The sequence below is a fragment of the Bartonella sp. CM86QHHN genome, assembly GCF_042194695.1.
GTDB lineage: Bacteria > Pseudomonadota > Alphaproteobacteria > Rhizobiales > Rhizobiaceae > Bartonella.
On sequence record NZ_JBHIND010000035.1, the window covers coordinates 1 to 15877 of the forward strand.

Annotated in this window: 14 protein-coding genes and 2 tRNA genes; 8 read left to right on the forward strand and 8 right to left on the reverse strand. The window is 36.0% G+C overall.

Translation table 11 applies throughout. From position 1 onward, the window contains the following. A partial coding sequence (locus ACFIKX_RS02985) for a tyrosine-type recombinase/integrase (protein ID WP_375627785.1) occupies positions 1 to 247 on the forward strand: 247 nt, incomplete at its 5' end. Positions 248 to 2219: 1972 nt separating this feature from the next. On the opposite strand, the gene ACFIKX_RS02990 is transcribed toward ACFIKX_RS02985, so the two are convergent. The 5 genes from ACFIKX_RS02990 to ACFIKX_RS03010 all read right to left on the reverse strand — a co-directional run bounded on the left by ACFIKX_RS02990 (position 2220) and on the right by ACFIKX_RS03010 (position 5416). Then, positions 2220 to 2296, reverse strand: a tRNA-Arg gene (locus tag ACFIKX_RS02990). A 39-nt stretch (positions 2297 to 2335) separates the two neighbouring features. Further along, complete coding sequence (locus ACFIKX_RS02995) at positions 2336 to 2641, reverse strand: ETC complex I subunit (RefSeq protein WP_375611556.1); 306 nt, start codon at positions 2639 to 2641, stop codon at positions 2336 to 2338. An 89-nt stretch (positions 2642 to 2730) separates the two neighbouring features. Then, positions 2731 to 2807: transfer RNA gene (locus ACFIKX_RS03000), tRNA-Pro, on the reverse strand. Between the two features lie 711 nt (positions 2808 to 3518). Next, positions 3519 to 4208, reverse strand: coding sequence for a DnaA regulatory inactivator HdaA (hdaA, locus tag ACFIKX_RS03005; protein WP_375627786.1), 690 nt, complete (start codon positions 4206 to 4208; stop codon positions 3519 to 3521). Then, on the reverse strand, positions 4205 to 5416 hold the full coding sequence (locus ACFIKX_RS03010; protein WP_375627787.1) for an AI-2E family transporter: 1212 nt from the start codon (positions 5414 to 5416) through the stop codon (positions 4205 to 4207). The genes hdaA and ACFIKX_RS03010 overlap by 4 nt, the downstream gene beginning before the upstream one ends. A gap of 158 nt (positions 5417 to 5574) precedes the next feature. On the opposite strand from ACFIKX_RS03010, the gene purM reads away from it, so the two are divergent. Together purM and purN are read left to right on the forward strand one after the other, a co-directional pair. Further along, positions 5575 to 6684, forward strand: a complete 1110-nt coding sequence (gene purM / locus ACFIKX_RS03015; RefSeq protein ID WP_375613081.1) for a phosphoribosylformylglycinamidine cyclo-ligase — start codon at positions 5575 to 5577, stop codon at positions 6682 to 6684. After that, a complete protein-coding gene (purN, locus tag ACFIKX_RS03020; RefSeq protein WP_375613082.1) occupies positions 6681 to 7292 on the forward strand; it encodes a phosphoribosylglycinamide formyltransferase in 612 nt (203 codons plus the stop codon). Before purM ends, purN begins: the two co-directional genes overlap by 4 nt. 280 nt (positions 7293 to 7572) lie before the next feature. On the opposite strand, the gene ACFIKX_RS03025 is transcribed toward purN, so the two are convergent. Beyond that, entirely contained in the window at positions 7573 to 10107 is a 2535-nt protein-coding gene (locus ACFIKX_RS03025; protein ID WP_375627788.1) for a response regulator, read from the reverse strand. Positions 10108 to 10324: 217 nt separating this feature from the next. Between ACFIKX_RS03025 and ACFIKX_RS03030 the strand changes: the two genes are divergently transcribed. Further along, positions 10325 to 10801, forward strand: a complete 477-nt coding sequence (locus tag ACFIKX_RS03030; protein WP_375627789.1) for a hypothetical protein — start codon at positions 10325 to 10327, stop codon at positions 10799 to 10801. Between the two features lie 52 nt (positions 10802 to 10853). Here ACFIKX_RS03030 and dksA read toward each other — a convergent pair whose 3' ends face one another. Continuing rightward, complete coding sequence (gene dksA / locus ACFIKX_RS03035) at positions 10854 to 11270, reverse strand: RNA polymerase-binding protein DksA (RefSeq protein ID WP_015856486.1); 417 nt, start codon at positions 11268 to 11270, stop codon at positions 10854 to 10856. A 315-nt stretch (positions 11271 to 11585) separates the two neighbouring features. Next, positions 11586 to 12125 carry a flavin reductase gene (locus ACFIKX_RS03040; RefSeq protein WP_375611549.1) on the reverse strand — a complete coding sequence of 180 codons (540 nt, stop codon included), beginning with the start codon at positions 12123 to 12125 and terminating at the stop codon, positions 11586 to 11588. Positions 12126 to 12271: 146 nt separating this feature from the next. On the opposite strand from ACFIKX_RS03040, the gene rpe reads away from it, so the two are divergent. The 4 genes from rpe to purC all read left to right on the forward strand — a co-directional run bounded on the left by rpe (position 12272) and on the right by purC (position 15820). Beyond that, positions 12272 to 12958, forward strand: a complete 687-nt coding sequence (gene rpe / locus ACFIKX_RS03045; protein WP_375627790.1) for a ribulose-phosphate 3-epimerase — start codon at positions 12272 to 12274, stop codon at positions 12956 to 12958. Further along, positions 12958 to 14265 (forward strand): adenylosuccinate lyase, encoded by a 1308-nt coding sequence (purB, locus tag ACFIKX_RS03050; RefSeq protein ID WP_375627804.1) that lies wholly within the window; start codon positions 12958 to 12960, stop codon positions 14263 to 14265. The genes rpe and purB overlap by 1 nt, the downstream gene beginning before the upstream one ends. A 68-nt stretch (positions 14266 to 14333) precedes the next feature. Then, positions 14334 to 14882 (forward strand): RBBP9/YdeN family alpha/beta hydrolase, encoded by a 549-nt coding sequence (locus tag ACFIKX_RS03055; RefSeq protein ID WP_375611547.1) that lies wholly within the window; start codon positions 14334 to 14336, stop codon positions 14880 to 14882. Between the two features lie 173 nt (positions 14883 to 15055). Beyond that, positions 15056 to 15820: a phosphoribosylaminoimidazolesuccinocarboxamide synthase gene (gene purC, locus ACFIKX_RS03060; RefSeq protein ID WP_273791179.1), complete on the forward strand. Its 765-nt coding sequence runs from the start codon at positions 15056 to 15058 to the stop codon at positions 15818 to 15820. The last annotated feature ends 57 nt before the right edge of the window (positions 15821 to 15877 follow it).

Sequence of the window (15877 nt, forward strand, 5' to 3'; positions counted from 1 at the left end):
ACTCTCCAAAGAAAGCTTTGGCGATACATTTAGAGACGCTTGTAATGCGGCTGGAATTAAAAAATCGGCGCATGGATTAAGAAAATTAGCCGCAACACGCGCAGCTAATTCTGGTGCAACAGTATCACAACTCAAAGCAATTTTTGGCTGGACAAATGATGCTATGGCATCTCTTTACACAAAGAGCGCAGACCGTAAAAAACTCTCTCTTGAAGCCATAAAAAAGCTTCAAAAAGATGAGGGATAGAGGCAAAAAAACTCAATAGAATCAAGATTCACCTATTCCCTTATATTAGACATAACTATTTTATTTTACTTGCTTTTTATTTGCCTGTCACGCCCACCATTCAACTTTATAGTATAAATAAATTATCGAATTATCGTATTCTTCCAAGGTACGGGATGCGTAAATAAAGATTCGGAAATAAGATTTTGCAATATGCCTCTACAAAGGGCATACTTTACGGAGTGTTTCTAATATTTTTTACGTTCTGATAGCGCCTCTTAGGGGAAGCCATCTAAAAGTATCACAAACGTAATAACAGCCTCATTTTGCAACAGATTAGAAGTTTGATTTTAAAATTCTTTCCACAAGCATAGGCTTCCGTTCTAAAAAATATTGTTTGTTTCCTGATCTATCCCCTGTTTTTCTTAATTCTTTCATGTCTATTGGTATACAACTTGTTGTCCAAACAGTTAGATATAACCACAGTCACTTCGATAGATATAAAACACTTAACCTTAGAGCTGTATTTTGAGTTTACCAATTACAGATTATAATAAAATATTAAAAAGAGTAAAAAACACGATAAAAGCAATTTTTTTCATTCTAAAAATACATTTGATTTATAATCATGTTTTATTGTTTGCCATGTTGAATGAGAAATCCGAATATCGTAATGTTTTCTCATTTCAAACCTATTTATATTGAATTAAACAAAACCGTCTCTCTTACACGTCATAAGAGGAATTAATATTAAGTAAAAATTGTATAAAAAAGCACAAAAATGCCGATAAATGCCTCAAGTGCTGAGATCTATTGCAACATCGGAGGCTGACAAATAGGCAAAGTGTATGATAATGTCAGCTTATTTCTTCATAAGTGTAAAGATGATGGAGCTCAATGGATTTATCATTGTACCATTCACGAGCGCCAGCGTGAAGTGAGCTCTAAGAGATATCTCTTAAAACAAAGCCTGTAAAATGGCATTCTCCTCACACTGTATTCCTATTGAAATAATGATCACCTTGAACCGTGTGAGTTTAGATCTTCAAAGCTCATCTGCATAACATTTTAATGTGATTGTTATCCAATATTAAAATACTTCTAACATGATGTACAAACTATAAAGAAATAAGAAAAAACATTTGAAAATGTAAATATGAAATCTAAAAATTTAACTCTAAGATACAATCTATCTTCATTCATATAAATACACAGTATACATTCTTAAACCTATAAGACTAAGAAAACCTAAACATTGATGAAACCTATAACCCTACCTGAGAAACAGTGACAATCATGTTAAATCAAATTGTCCGCAAGTGTCTCTCATTGAAAAAAACAATATCTTATCTGGACGGCACATATAACATCTTTTTATACGAAAAAACTATAAAGAAGTAATTCGTTATGAATCACAGCTTCCAAGACAAGAAGATATTTTCCACCTCTTGTGCCATCTGTAAATTCTCATCATAAACAGATATCGTTTTTATTCTTCAATGTTTCATAAACTGTTCTAAATCGAATCCATCATGCCTTGTATCTAATCAAAATCGATCTTACCAAAGATCATGCTAAAAAACGTAATAATATTATTCATAAAAAATAAAAAAATCACAATAGATGTTTTTTGGCAATTTCACCAGCACTAGCAGCAATGCTTAAATCTAATCTAAGAAATAAAATATTCATTTTCAGAAAGATGAAAAGAAGCTCATAAAAAAGAGTTTTTGTAATCTGTTTCCTAAAGCATGTGATATAGTAGCAACACGCGGCAAGAATATGCAATGCTAAAGTTTCAGCAATCAAAAGCAATTTTTACTGAAAAAAGAGAAAACAGCATCATTTTATACTAAAACAGTCAACAGAAAACGTGTAGCAGCAAAATAAACCAAAAAACATCAAAAAGGTTCGGGATTATACAGAAAAATAAGCTAATAGAATAAAAGGAAAACTCTCTAACTTTTTATAGCCTATAAATATCATTTAAACATGGTGATCCCGACAGGATTCGAACCTGTGACCCACGGCTTAGAAGGCCGTTGCTCTATCCAGCTGAGCTACGGGACCCAACTGATTATTTTCTCAATTCAAAATAGCATCTTCAATTCAATGTGTCCAAGAATGCTGCCGATCACTGCGAAAATTATCAGAATAAGAAATAGCACGTCGAATCGATGTATGTTTCTTTTCTACACGGTAAGAGATAGCATTCTTACGTGCAAAAGCAATCGCTTCTTCCTTCCTATTAAATCGAATCTTTACCTGATTATTCATATCAGACGTTGCCGTATAGCCCATAAGAGGTTCAAGCATTTTTGCTTTCATTGGCTCATACTCTAGAATCCAAAAACCTGTATTCCCCTTACCTGACTGCATAGCTGTCTTAGCAGGACTATAAATACGTGCGATCATGCCTTTTTCCTTCAGATTACACAACGCTTGGATGATAGTTTCTCACCACACGTACCCAATTGGGTCATTCTCACACACTCAATCAAATATGGTCGGAGCGATAGGATTCGAACCTACGACCCCCTGATCCCAAATCAGGTGCGCTACCAGGCTGCGCTACGCTCCGCCATTTACATTTACTTGATGCACATTTCCTAAAATTTTCACAACAGAAGTGCAAGAGAAAAACACACTTTTTTTTAATTTTGTTGCATTTCTTTACAAAAAAGCACATTTTTTAATTTTTCCCCCTACTCAATAACAAATTTATAGACAAATAGGAGAAAATAACTTCCGTAAGAAAATCCAATCTATATTAAAAAATAACGAATTTCTTTATAAGGATTTCATAATTTTTATCCTGTTTTAAGCAAGCTCTCATTGTATCAAAACACATTCCACAGATACAATTTTAGAAAAAAATGACTTAAATATCATAGAAAAACTTTCCCAAAGAAAACATAAGCCAAAAAACTCAGCTGTATTAAGCTTTTTTCCCCTCTTTTTCTATCTTCCCAAGGATTCTTTTATTAAAAATTCTAGAATCTTCTACAATCCAAACCCATAAACAACAAACATTTTTTCAAAGCACAAAGGTTTTATTATAAATAAAATAAAGCGCTCTTTTTAGAAAAATTTTCAAATGCGAAGATGGTAAGAATTCAACATCATACAATAAAATCTCAAAGCTATTTAAAATAAAAACACGATAAGAGTAAAAAACACTATTTTTTACTCTTATATAGATATCCAAAAAGAAGAAAATTTAAATGACTTGTCTTCCACATATTGAAACGATAATAGAAGGACAGAATAATTAAGCCATGATAAGGAGTATTTACGGATTTCTTCTATTTAAAACTTCAGCAATAACAGCACGTGTTATTTTTCTTTTTCTTTGTAATGCCAACTGATCAACAGAATCAACAACACGCTTCAATGAAAATAAAGAACGTTCACAACGGCTTACAAGATAATAAACCGTATCTGGATGTACAATAAGTTGCCTATCGGAAAAAAGCTTAAATGCAACAGCTGTTAACAATGCATCATCAGGCTGATTAATTTCAACGAACATCACCGAATTAAGACGACTTTTTAGATCATTTAACATTAAATTCCAAGCGGAAGGAAGTGTTTGTGCCGTCATCAATAAAGTAGCCTGTCGTGCATCAAGATTTGCTTGCTTAATACTGTTAATTAAATGAAAAAGTTCTGTCTCATTGATTTCACCTGTATCAATATCCTCTATTAAAAATGATCTGCCTAAAGAAGCCATAGTAACAGCCTGATCAAGTTCATTGTACTGAATCCTGAAAGCATCTGCTTTTTGGAGCCATATATTAGAAAAATGCGTTTTTCCAGATCCTTCTTTACCAACCAAAACTGCAATAGGTAAGCTCCAATTGGGCCAGTGATCAATAAGCTGAAAAGCCATACGATTGCTTTCCGTTACCACTAAATCCTCAAATTGAAAAATCGGATCATAAGGAAAATTTAAAGATAATTGCGTTTCACGCCCATTCATTTTAGCGGCTCCGAATTTCCGCTTCGCGAATACATCTGAGAACTCAGATAAGTATGAAGAGCAAAACGAACTAAAACGCCAACAGCCGCTGCCGCAGGAACAGCAACAAGCATACCAGTAAAACCAAAGAGTGAAGAAAAAGCAAAAAGTGAAAACATCAACCATACGGGATGTAATCCCACTGATGAACCTACAAGCTTGGGTTGAAGAATATAACCTTCAATAAATTGACCAATTAAAAAAAGTGCCATCACAACAATGATTCCCCCCCAATTATTGGGATAAAACTGGACCCATGCAATACCAACAGAAAGGACCAAACCACTCATTGTGCCGATATAAGGAACAAAGCTAATAAGACCAATAAACATACCAATCAAAAGACTAAAATTGAGTCCTGCAATCGTTAAACCAATAGCATAATAGCCTCCCAATATGAGACAAACTGTTCCTTGTCCACGAACAAAGCCTGCAATAGCTCTATCCATTTCATGAAAAATACTACGAACGGTTTCCAGATGATCCCGCGGTATTAACGAATCGATTGCTGTTACCATACGTGGCCAATCTAATAACATATAAAATGCCACCACAGGTGCCACAACAAATAGGCTAACGATATTAACGATTGATTTTCCTGACTTTAAAAGTGAATTCAAAAGAGACGTGATAAAATCCGAACCTTCTCCCAAAAATCCTTTAATATTATTCCGTAATTCATTTGGATCACTTCCAAAATAGCGCCTTAACCAATCAAAATCATGCTCAACAAAAAAGGTTTGAATACGATTAATATAAACAGGTAAACCATCACTCATAAATTGCTGTATTTGCCAACTAATAACAGGAATCAAAATAACTAAAGCAGCAATAAAGGTAATAACAATAAATAAGGTAATAAGGACAGTCCCAAACACACGACGAATACCAAATTTTTCAAGTAATTGAACAATAGGATTGAGAAAATAAGCCAACACAATCCCTGCCACAAAAGGAAGCAAAATCGATCCAAAAATAAACATAAAAAGAATGAAAAAAATCAGCGTACCAAGCCAAAAAAAGATTTGTCTTTTCATATTATTCGGCAACGGTAATTGAGTATACGCTGGCACATAAGTCTTATAACGATCACGAGATGTATTCTCACTCACTTTCTTTCTCATAAGTTGCCAAGAAGACTGTCCGTGATTATCTGATATCTTGCTCATAAAATATCCTAAAAAATTCTTCACAAAAAATTATAAACAACTTCAAAATAAGGTACAAGAAAAGTTGCTTATTTTCTTATCAATATCTCTTGCAGAGAGAACTCTATCATGGCATTGCATAATATCAAAACCTGATTTTCCATTAAAGGAAGGCTCCAATGAGCAATCAAGATCTTACAAATAATAAATCCAAGGCTGGGGATAAATCCAAAGCTGGTCTTACCTACGCAAAAGCCGGTGTAAACATCGATATGGGTAATGCCATGGTAGAAAAAATTAAACCCTTTATACGCGCAACAAAACGAGCCGGAACAGATGCAGAAATTGGCGGTTTTGGTGGACTTTTTGATTTAAAAGCAGCAGGCTTTACGGATCCTATCCTAGTAGCAGCCAATGATGGAGTGGGAACAAAATTAAAAATTGCCATTGAAGTAGGTCACCATAACACTGTAGGTATTGATCTTGTAGCTATGTGTGTCAATGATTTACTCGTACAAGGGGCTGAACCTCTCTTTTTTCTGGATTATTTTGCAACTGGAAAGCTTGACCCTGAACAAGGAGCTGCGATTGTTTCCGGTATTGCAGAAGGATGTAAACAAGCCGGTGCTGCCCTTATTGGAGGAGAAACTGCAGAAATGCCAGGAATGTATGCAGAGGGAGATTATGATCTAGCTGGTTTTGCTGTTGGAGCATGCGAACGTAGCAAGCTACTCCCTTCAAAAGATTTGACAGAAGGTGATATTATATTAGGTCTAAGCGCCTCTGGAATTCATTCCAATGGCTTTTCGCTTGTTCGACGAATCATCCAGCAAAATTATCTCAAATGGAATGACCCTGCCCCTTTTTCCCCCGAAAGCAGCCTTGGTATAGCACTTCTTACACCAACACGCATTTATGTAAAATCGCTTCTTCCCATCATGCGAAAATATGAAGGGATTAAAGCTCTTGCTCATATTACGGGTGGAGGTTTTCCTGAAAATATTCCACGTGTCCTTCCATCCTCTCTCTGCGCTGAAATTAATCTTTCTAGCATCAATGTTCCAGCAGTATTTTCATGGATTGCCAAACAAGGTAAAATAGAAGAAACAGAAATGTTAAGAACATTTAATTGTGGTATTGGCATGATCATTATCGTAGCACAGCATGCAGCTGAAACAATTACACAAGCTCTTGAAAGAAAAGGAGAGACTGTAACTCCCCTTGGCATTTTAACAAAATGCCAAGATCAAAATAAAGGAATACTTTATAAAGGGGTACTGCATTTATGAAAAAACAAATCGTCGTTTTCATTTCTGGTAATGGATCCAATATGGTCGCCCTTGCTCAAGCTAGCCAACAAACGGCATATCCTGCTGAAATCGTCGCGGTTATTTGCGATAATCCGCGTGCCAACGGTATTGAAAAAGCGCAAAACCATAACTTACCTATTCATATTGTTGATCGTAAAATTTACAAAACAAAAGAAGAGCATGAAGAAAATATTTTTACAATTTTAAATCAATATAAACCGGATTTTCTCTGCTTTGCAGGGTATATGCGCCTTATCTCACCACGTTTTGTAAAACTTTATGAAGGACGAATTCTAAATATTCATCCTTCTCTTTTGCCTTCATTTAAAGGCTTAAACACACATGAAAAAGCTTTACAAGCAGGTGTAAAAATCACGGGTTGCACTGTTCACCTTGTTACAGAAGACATGGATGCAGGAAAAATCCTTGCCCAAGCAGCCGTTCCAGTCTATCCCCATGATACTGCTGAGTGCTTAGCACAAAGAGTTCTTAAAGCAGAGCATAAACTCTATCCCGAAGCCTTAAAAGCATTTATTGAAGGGAAGAGCAAAATGGTCGATACGCAACAACAGCTTTTATCTTTTTGAGTGTATCAACAATCTATTAATCAGCATATTTCAATGCTTTACACATAGTTTTTGCTCAGTATCTACAATTGAAAATCTCTATGAAATGTTGACATAATAGAGTCCATCTCTTCATAAATTTTTGCACAAAACATATGATTTTTTTGAATTTTAGTTCATTTTCAAAATTCTTCTTTATTCAGTTCTATGACATTATCATAAACACTATTTATCAAAATGCTCTGGTATTTAGCCTAAAAAATCTTAAAATACGCAATTTTTCTACTGCATAAATTTTTACTCATGATGAAAGTGTTTCTTTAACTGTTACAGCTAACTGTTTGAGTGTAAAAGGTTTAGATAAAAAACCAAAAACAGCATCTTGTGGAAGATTTTTAGCAAAAGCATCTTTTGCATATCCAGAAACGAAAAGAAATTTGATACCAGGATAGTTTTTACAGACTTCCTTCAATAAAGTGGGCCCATCCATTTCTGGCATCACCACATCGGAAACAATAATATCAACATCTCCTTTTTGTTCCTCAAGAATAGAGAGTGCTTCCACCCCACTTGCTGCCTCTAAAACCGTATATCCTCTCATTTGAAGAGCTCTTACCCCCCCCATTCTGACCGCATCTTCATCTTCAACCAATAAAACAGTTGCAGATCCTGTTAAGTCTATATTTTTATCTTTCTCTTCATCTTTTTCAATCTTTTGAGAAATTTCTCCTTTTATATTGGGGATATAACGGGGAAGAAAAATATGAAATGTTGCTCCTTCACCTTCTTTACTTTCACAATAAATATACCCACCGCTCTGCTTGATAATTCCATAAACCATTGATAAACCAAGTCCTGTTCCTTTTCCAACTTCTTTTGTTGTAAAAAATGGCTCAAACATTTTTTCTTGTATAGCAGCAGATATACCAGCCCCTGTATCTGAGATAGTCAATTGCACATACTCGCCAATTGCTAATCCAAGATGATTAAATTCAGCACTTTGTTGCTTTGTAATATTATTTGTTGCAATCGTAACAATACCTCCATCTAACATGGCATCACGCGCATTAATAACCAAATTCATAATAACACGCTGAAAAGATGCTTGATCAACTTCAACGCTCCACAAATCTCTTCCATGGATAATTTTTAACTGAATATTATTCCCCAAAAGTGGTAAAATAAGATTGCGGATATCTGATAAAAATTCAGTAAAATCGACTTCTTCAGGTCGAAGTGTTTGCTTTCTAGAAAAAGCTAATAATTGTTGGACAAGAGCAGCTGCACGATTAGCATTGTTTTTAATATTGATCAGATCAGCATGAGCAGGATCAGAACTACGATGCGTATTTAAAAGAAGATCACACGACATTAAAATTGCTGTTAAAACATTATTAAAATCATGAGCAATGCCGCCAGCCAATTGTCCTACAGCTTGCATCTTCTGACTTTGCATCATTTTATCTTCAAGTGTTTTTTGTTCGGTTGTTTCAATGACAGAGATAATAAGCAAATCTTGCAATGCATCACCATGATAGGGCGGTACAGACATAATATGGAGCCGTAAATGGCATTCTTCATTTTTTTCTAAAACAGTTTCTAGAGAAACAAAATAATTTTTATTTGTCGCAATTCTCTGAAAAGAACGCTCTAACTGCACACAATCACGACGAGAAATAACATCATAAAAATTGACAGCTTTGTCCATACATCCCGTGAGTGATGAAAAAGCTTTATTCATATGAACCAATTGCCCTGCATGATCCACCACGGCTATTGCAAAAGGACTCGCATCAAAATATTCTTCTAATATACTGGGTAATTTTAATTGATCATCCTCTTCTTTTTGTATTTGTTGTGGAATGATCACAACACGATAAATGGCTTCCTCTTCTAAGAGAGAAGAAACAGATATAAGACAATGGAATATTTTCTCACAAGTCGTGTGTGAATTTAAACATAACGAAAACCTATAGGGTAAAGAGTAACCTGAACTTTGATATCTGTTGGTTTGTAAACAGATATCACTCCATGAGCTCTTAGCGCCAACGCTATCAAATAACGAATCAAAATTATATTGACCAATTGAGAAATTCGCTAAATCAATTGAAAACCATTCTGCAAAAGTCGCATTGGCATAAAGAATAGTTCCTTGTCTATTAACGGATACAAAACCAATAGAAGCTTGATCCAAGTGATTGATAGCCTCTTGAAGGTTCGAGAAAAAAACTTCTCGCGTTTGTTGTAAGTGCGAAATATCAGCAATACGCCAAAATAAAAGCTTTTTTTTCTGTTTTTTGATAGGTTGAATGGAAATATTATACCAAACAGATTTTTTTGGTGTAGAATCAGTAAAAATTGGCTGTTCTACTCTTAATTCCTCTTGCGCTGCAAGATTATTACAGGCTGCAACCTTTAAGCGGTACGAGAGTGCACCAGCTCCTGGAAGATCCGCAATAACCCTATAACAAGACACTTCAGGCTTATAGGTCAGAATTTTTCGATAGTTTTGATTAGAATAATAAACAAAACCAGAAAGATCAGAGATTACAATTGCATCATCGCTCCTATTAAAGATGCTAAAATCAAAATCTTCATGCGACCACACATGATATCTTAAAATTCCCATTCCACACAAAATGAGTGTTGCAACACCGATCATTGCTAGAATCAAAAAAGATATTGATATCGCCTGTTGCAAATAGTTTTGTGGATAAAAAAAACCTAAAATACCCACAATGAAAAGAAAACCTAATACAAAAACAACACCAAAAATCACAACTCTCCGGTGAAACGAAGACGCTGATCTTTCATTATTCTCAAAATCTTTATCCATCTCTCTTTGCCTTAGCTTATAGCTATTTCTTATGTCACAAACTTCCTTTATATTCGTTGTTATGTTGTTATAAAGTATATACTATGATATTATCTAAGATAAGCTCGCTTAATATTCAAAAGTTTATTTCTTACATTATAAGTGAATCTTTTGAGGGTATGTTTATAAATTTATCTCAATAAAAAATAATATTTCCATCCAAAATGGGAGAAAATCTATGTATATCTGGTTATCAGAGCAGATAGGTGTATCTGCTGCAAACATAACGATAAGCTTTTTGCTTTTTATAATAACAATCGCAGCTATTACCGTAATTATCGTGTTTTTACGTCGCTTAAGTACAGGAAGATACAGCATTAATAGAAAAAAAAGTCTATCACGATTAGCATTATGTGAAGTAATTTCTATAGATCGAGCACGCCGCCTTGTTTTAGTCCGTTGCGATAATAAAGAACATTTGCTCCTTATTGGCGGATTAACAGATGTGGTTGTAGAATCCGATATTACTGGTACATCAAAAATACAAAAAAGAGAAACAGACACACATCTAAATTCCGCCCCTCCAGAAAGAAACGATGTATCGGATAAAAGTCCCTCTCCTTTTACGAATCAAGCGGTAAAAGATTCAGCCATCACCGCCCAAATTGAGGGGCGGCAAGAACCATCTTTATTCATTCCTACCCCTCAAAAATAAAAATATACAATTTTATCACCACGAATTTCGTTTGTTTATCATCTCAATAACCTTAATCATCGCGATAAACTCTTTCACGTCGTTCGTGACGTTCTTGCGCTTCCAATGACAAAACGGCTATCGGCCGAGCCTCAAGACGCTTGATACTAATGGGTTCGCCGGTTTCTTCACAAAAACCGTATGTCCCATTATCAATGCGCTCTAAAGCAGCATCTATTTTTGAAATAAGTTTCCTCTGACGATCACGAGCACGTAATTCGATTGTACGATCAGTTTCACAAGAAGCCCGATCAGTCAAATCGGGCTGACCAACATTCTCTTCCTGCAAATTTTCCAAAGTCTCACGAGCTTCTTTTAATATATCATTCTTCCAAGAAACCAATTTAGCACGAAAATACGCCTTTTGCCGCTCATTCATAAAAGGCTCATCTTCACTAGGGCGATATTGACCATCAATCTCTTCGCTCATGCAATAAAAAACCTCCACATATGCTATGTGCGGTCTATATATTGTGCAATACCCATCAACACAAGAGTAAAATGTTTTTTCATAACAATCGACGAATATATCTAAATGCACTGTTTAGGTTTGATCGCTTTTTTATGTAGATTGAATTCTTGATCAAATCTCATCCAGAATCATTTTTTTCGCTTATTGAAAAACTTTAAAAAGAAGGAAATCTAATATCAGATATCAGAGCCATCCCTCCCCTACTCTCTACATTGTTTAAAATCTAAATGAAGCAACAATAAATCATTTCATCAATGCAAAAAAATAAAATCTTTATAAAGGCAAAGTGTGATATTCACGTTTCAAATACATCAAAGCATCTTTTTCTTTATTACAGTTGATTGCAACAACCTCACCAATCAAAACACAATGGGTTGCGTGTTCGTGCCAACAAATCAAACGACAATCAAACGACGCTAGAGCGTCTGAAAGACTAGGCGCCCCCGTTTGCAAAGCTCCCCATTGAGCAACATCAAAACGCTCATTTTGTGTAGAATTGCAACGCCTCGAAAAAACATCCGCTAATGAGCGATGTTTTCCTGCCAAGCTATTAACACAAAAATTTCCATTCTCCATAAACACCTGATTCTTTAAATTATGGCGCATGAGACAAACAAGAAGGGTTGGAGGATCATCAGATAAAGAACAACACGCCGAAACAGTCACCCCACGTCTTCCCTTAATACCATTTGTTGTCACAATATGCACAGCTCCTGCAAAAAGACTCATGGCATCTCGATATTCTTGAGAAGAAACCGCAATAGTATGTTTATGTTGAAGTTCAGGCATCAAATATGTTTTATGATTCGACATATCTTTCACTTATAAAGCTTTAAAATTTCAAGCAATCTTTCCATAAAAAGACCTATAATACATATTTTTTCTTTTCCGTCATAACACAAAAAATATTTGTGTATACACAGCGATATGATAAAAACTGCCAATCTAAGGAGATTTTAATGCCTCATTTTCATCTCATTTCGCCTTCTCTCTTGGCTTCTGATTTTTCTAAACTTGGACAAGAAATGTTAGATGTTGTTGATGCTGGTGCAGATTGGCTTCATCTTGATATTATGGATGGGCACTTTGTTCCTAACATCACCTTTGGTCCTGAAATCGTCAAAGCTCTGCGCCCATTAACAAAAGCAATATTTGATGTCCACCTGATGATCGCACCAGTAGACCCTTATTTAGAAGCTTTTGCAAAAGCAGGTTCAGATATTATAACTATTCATGCTGAAGCAGGTCCACATCTTCATCGTTCATTACAAACAATCAAAAAAATGGGGAAAAAAGCAGGAATCGCACTCAATCCAAGCACCCCTGAACATGTACTTGAATATTTGCTTGATCAATTAGATCTCATTCTCATCATGACGGTCAATCCCGGTTTTGGTGGACAAAGTTTTATTCCAGAAATAAAAAATAAAATTAAGCGCGTTAAAAGCATGATTGCAAACCGCCCTATTGATCTTGAAGTTGATGGTGGTATCACCGTTGATACAATTGGGATAGCTGCAAAAGCTGGTGCAAATGTATTTGTCGCAGGCTCTGCAATTTATAAAGATGGAAATAAAGAGCTTTACAAAACACGTATTAGTGCATTGCGCCAAGCCGCAATCCTCTCACAACAAGGAAAAAAATGATGATCGCACGTTATTCCCGCCCTGCAATGGTAACAATTTGGTCTCCCGAAACAAAATATCGTATTTGGTTTGAAATTGAAGCCCATGCCTGTGATGCCCTTGCTCACTTAGGGATTATTCCGAAAGAAGCCGCCAAAGTCATTTGGGAAAAAGGGGCAGCAGCTAAATTTGATGTCAATCGCATTGATGAAATTGAAGCAATTACCAAACATGATGTTATCGCATTTCTAACCCACCTAGCTGAATTCATTGGACCAGAGGCACGTTTTATCCACCAAGGCATGACATCATCTGATGTTCTCGATACAACGCTGAACATTCAATTGATGCGTGCGAGTGATATTTTGCTAGAGGATATAGATCAACTTCTTGAAGCATTAAAAAGACGTGCTTTTGAGCATAAAGAGACAATCACCATTGGGCGGAGTCATGGCATTCATGCTGAACCGACAACATTTGGAATCAAGTTTGCTCTTGCATACGCTGAATTTTCCCGTTGTCGCAAACGTCTTCTTGCTGCACAAGAAGAAATTTCTACTTGCGCGATTTCAGGAGCTGTAGGAACTTTTGCTAATATCGATCCACGCGTTGAAGAACATGTAGCAAAAGCCTTGAAGATGCGTACTGAACCGGTTTCCACCCAAGTAATACCAAGAGATCGTCATGCTATGTTTTTTGCAACACTTGGTGTTATTGCTTCCTCTATTGAAAGGCTAGCAATAGAAATACGCCACTTACAACGAACAGAAGTTCTTGAAGCAGAGGAACATTTCTCACCTGGGCAAAAAGGTTCATCGGCAATGCCTCATAAACGTAATCCAGTTTTAACAGAAAATTTAACTGGATTAGCCCGTATGGTACGTGCATTTGCACTCCCAGCCATGGAAAATGTAGCTCTTTGGCATGAACGTGATATTTCCCATTCATCTGTTGAGCGTTATATTGCTCCAGATGCGACGATTACACTTGATTTTGCTCTTTCTCGCCTCACATCTGTCATTGAAAATCTCATTGTCTATCCAGAAAATATGCAAAAAAATCTCAATAAATTCCGCGGTCTTGTTCACTCACAACGGGTTCTTTTAGCACTCACACAAGCAGGGATTAGTCGTGAAGATTCTTATCGGATTGTACAACGAAATGCGATGAAAGTTTGGGAACAAGGAAAAGATTTTTTAGAAGAACTCCTCAACGACAAAGATGTTACCAAAGCTTTAAGTGAAGAAGAACTTCGCGAAAAATTTGATCTTTCTTACCACACCAAACATATCAATACGATTTTTAAACGTGTTTTTGAAGAACAATAAAGCGACATAGAAAACCAAAATCCATTCAACCTATGATCAAAAATCTGTTGTAACAAAGAAAACAATTCATGAAAGCAAATCAACTCGATATTCTTATTGTTCCTGGCTACAAAGGATCTGGTCCAGATCATTGGCAAACACGCTGGGAAAAAAAATTGTCAACAGCCAGCCGCATTGAACAACTCCATTGGTCAAAGCCTGTTTGTGAAGAGTGGGTTAACAAAGTTAAAACCGCCATCGCAAAAGCTCAAAGGCCTGTTATGCTTATTGCTCATTCATTAGGAGTTCCCAGTGTTATTCATGCAACTGTACAAAATACAGAAAAAATTTGTGGCGCTTTCTTTGTTGCACCTCCAGATGTCGCCAATGAAAAAATACGTCCCAAACATTTAATGACATTTGGCCCCTATCATCGCCAAAAGCTTCCTTTTCCTTCTATTGTCATAGCCAGTCGCAACGATGAGTTTTGTCAATTTTCAGTAGCAGAAAAAATTGCCAATGATTGGGGATCACTCTTTGTTGATGCTGGGTATTCTGGCCATATTAACGCAGAATCCGGACACGGACCTTGGCCTGAAGGGCTTATGGTCCTCTCTCACTTTCTTGCAAAAATTTGATCCAAAAGAGGTGATCTTCTTTCTCATCGCTTATGTATCTTCACCTTTGGGTAAACGTGTAATGATAAAAATTATAAAAGTATCATAGCAATATCATTGAGAAATTCTATCAATTAGGATAGTATCATTTATCAATGTTATTAAAAACCTCTCAAGATAAATAGAGAATCATGATGAATCGTCGCCACCGTATTTATGAAGGCAAGGCTAAAATTTTATATGAAGGACCTGAACCAGGGACTTACATTCAATTTTTTAAAGATGATGCAACTGCCTTTAATGCAAAAAAACATGAAATTATCGACGGAAAGGGGGTTTTAAACAACCGAATTTCGGAACATATTTTTAGCCATCTTGGACGTTTGGGCATCCCAACACATTTTATCAAACGTATAAACATGCGCGAACAGCTTATTAAAGCGGTGGAAATCATTCCGTTGGAAGTTGTTGTTCGCAATGTTGCTGCCGGCTCTCTTGCTAAACGTTTAGGACTGGAAGAAGGAACCCCGCTTCCGCAATCCATCATTGAATTCTACTATAAAAATGATTCTCTCGATGATCCTATGGTAACGGAAGAACATATCACAGCTTTTGGGTGGGCTGTCCCACAAGAGATAGAAGATATCATGCAACTTTCAATTCGTATTAATGATTTTCTTTCTGGGCTTTTTGCCGGTGTTAACATCCAATTAATTGATTTTAAAATGGAATTTGGTCGCCTGTGGGAAGATGAAACAATGCGCATTGTTCTTGCTGATGAAATCTCTCCTGATTCTGCACGACTATGGGATATGCACACACAAGAAAAAATGGATAAAGACCGTTTTCGTCGTGATATGGGAGGGCTTATTAATGCCTATCAAGAAGTTGCCAAACGTCTTGGTATTATGAATGAAAACGAACCAACACGACCAAGTGGTCCCGTTCTCGTAAAGTAAAAACAAGGTAAAAAACATCACCTTATACAAACACCCCTCTTCAAAGGAGAGGTTCTT

Excerpts from the sequence above, each read along its gene's own strand:
- rpe (WP_375627790.1), top strand. The coding sequence starts at position 12,272 with ATGCCTCATTTTCATCTCATTTCGCCTTCTCTCTTGGCTTCTGATTTT.
- purB (WP_375627804.1), top strand. The coding sequence starts at position 12,958 with ATGATCGCACGTTATTCCCGCCCTGCAATGGTAACAATTTGGTCTCCC.
- ACFIKX_RS03010 (WP_375627787.1), bottom strand. The coding sequence starts at position 5,416 with ATGAGCAAGATATCAGATAATCACGGACAGTCTTCTTGGCAACTTATG.
- purC (WP_273791179.1), top strand. The coding sequence starts at position 15,056 with ATGAATCGTCGCCACCGTATTTATGAAGGCAAGGCTAAAATTTTATAT.
- ACFIKX_RS03025 (WP_375627788.1), bottom strand. The coding sequence starts at position 10,107 with ATGGATAAAGATTTTGAGAATAATGAAAGATCAGCGTCTTCGTTTCAC.
- purM (WP_375613081.1), top strand. The coding sequence starts at position 5,575 with ATGAGCAATCAAGATCTTACAAATAATAAATCCAAGGCTGGGGATAAA.
- ACFIKX_RS03030 (WP_375627789.1), top strand. The coding sequence starts at position 10,325 with ATGTATATCTGGTTATCAGAGCAGATAGGTGTATCTGCTGCAAACATA.
- hdaA (WP_375627786.1), bottom strand. The coding sequence starts at position 4,208 with ATGAATGGGCGTGAAACGCAATTATCTTTAAATTTTCCTTATGATCCG.
- ACFIKX_RS02995 (WP_375611556.1), bottom strand. The coding sequence starts at position 2,641 with ATGATCGCACGTATTTATAGTCCTGCTAAGACAGCTATGCAGTCAGGT.
- purN (WP_375613082.1), top strand. The coding sequence starts at position 6,681 with ATGAAAAAACAAATCGTCGTTTTCATTTCTGGTAATGGATCCAATATG.
- dksA (WP_015856486.1), bottom strand. The coding sequence starts at position 11,270 with ATGAGCGAAGAGATTGATGGTCAATATCGCCCTAGTGAAGATGAGCCT.
- ACFIKX_RS03040 (WP_375611549.1), bottom strand. The coding sequence starts at position 12,125 with ATGTCGAATCATAAAACATATTTGATGCCTGAACTTCAACATAAACAT.
- ACFIKX_RS03055 (WP_375611547.1), top strand. The coding sequence starts at position 14,334 with ATGAAAGCAAATCAACTCGATATTCTTATTGTTCCTGGCTACAAAGGA.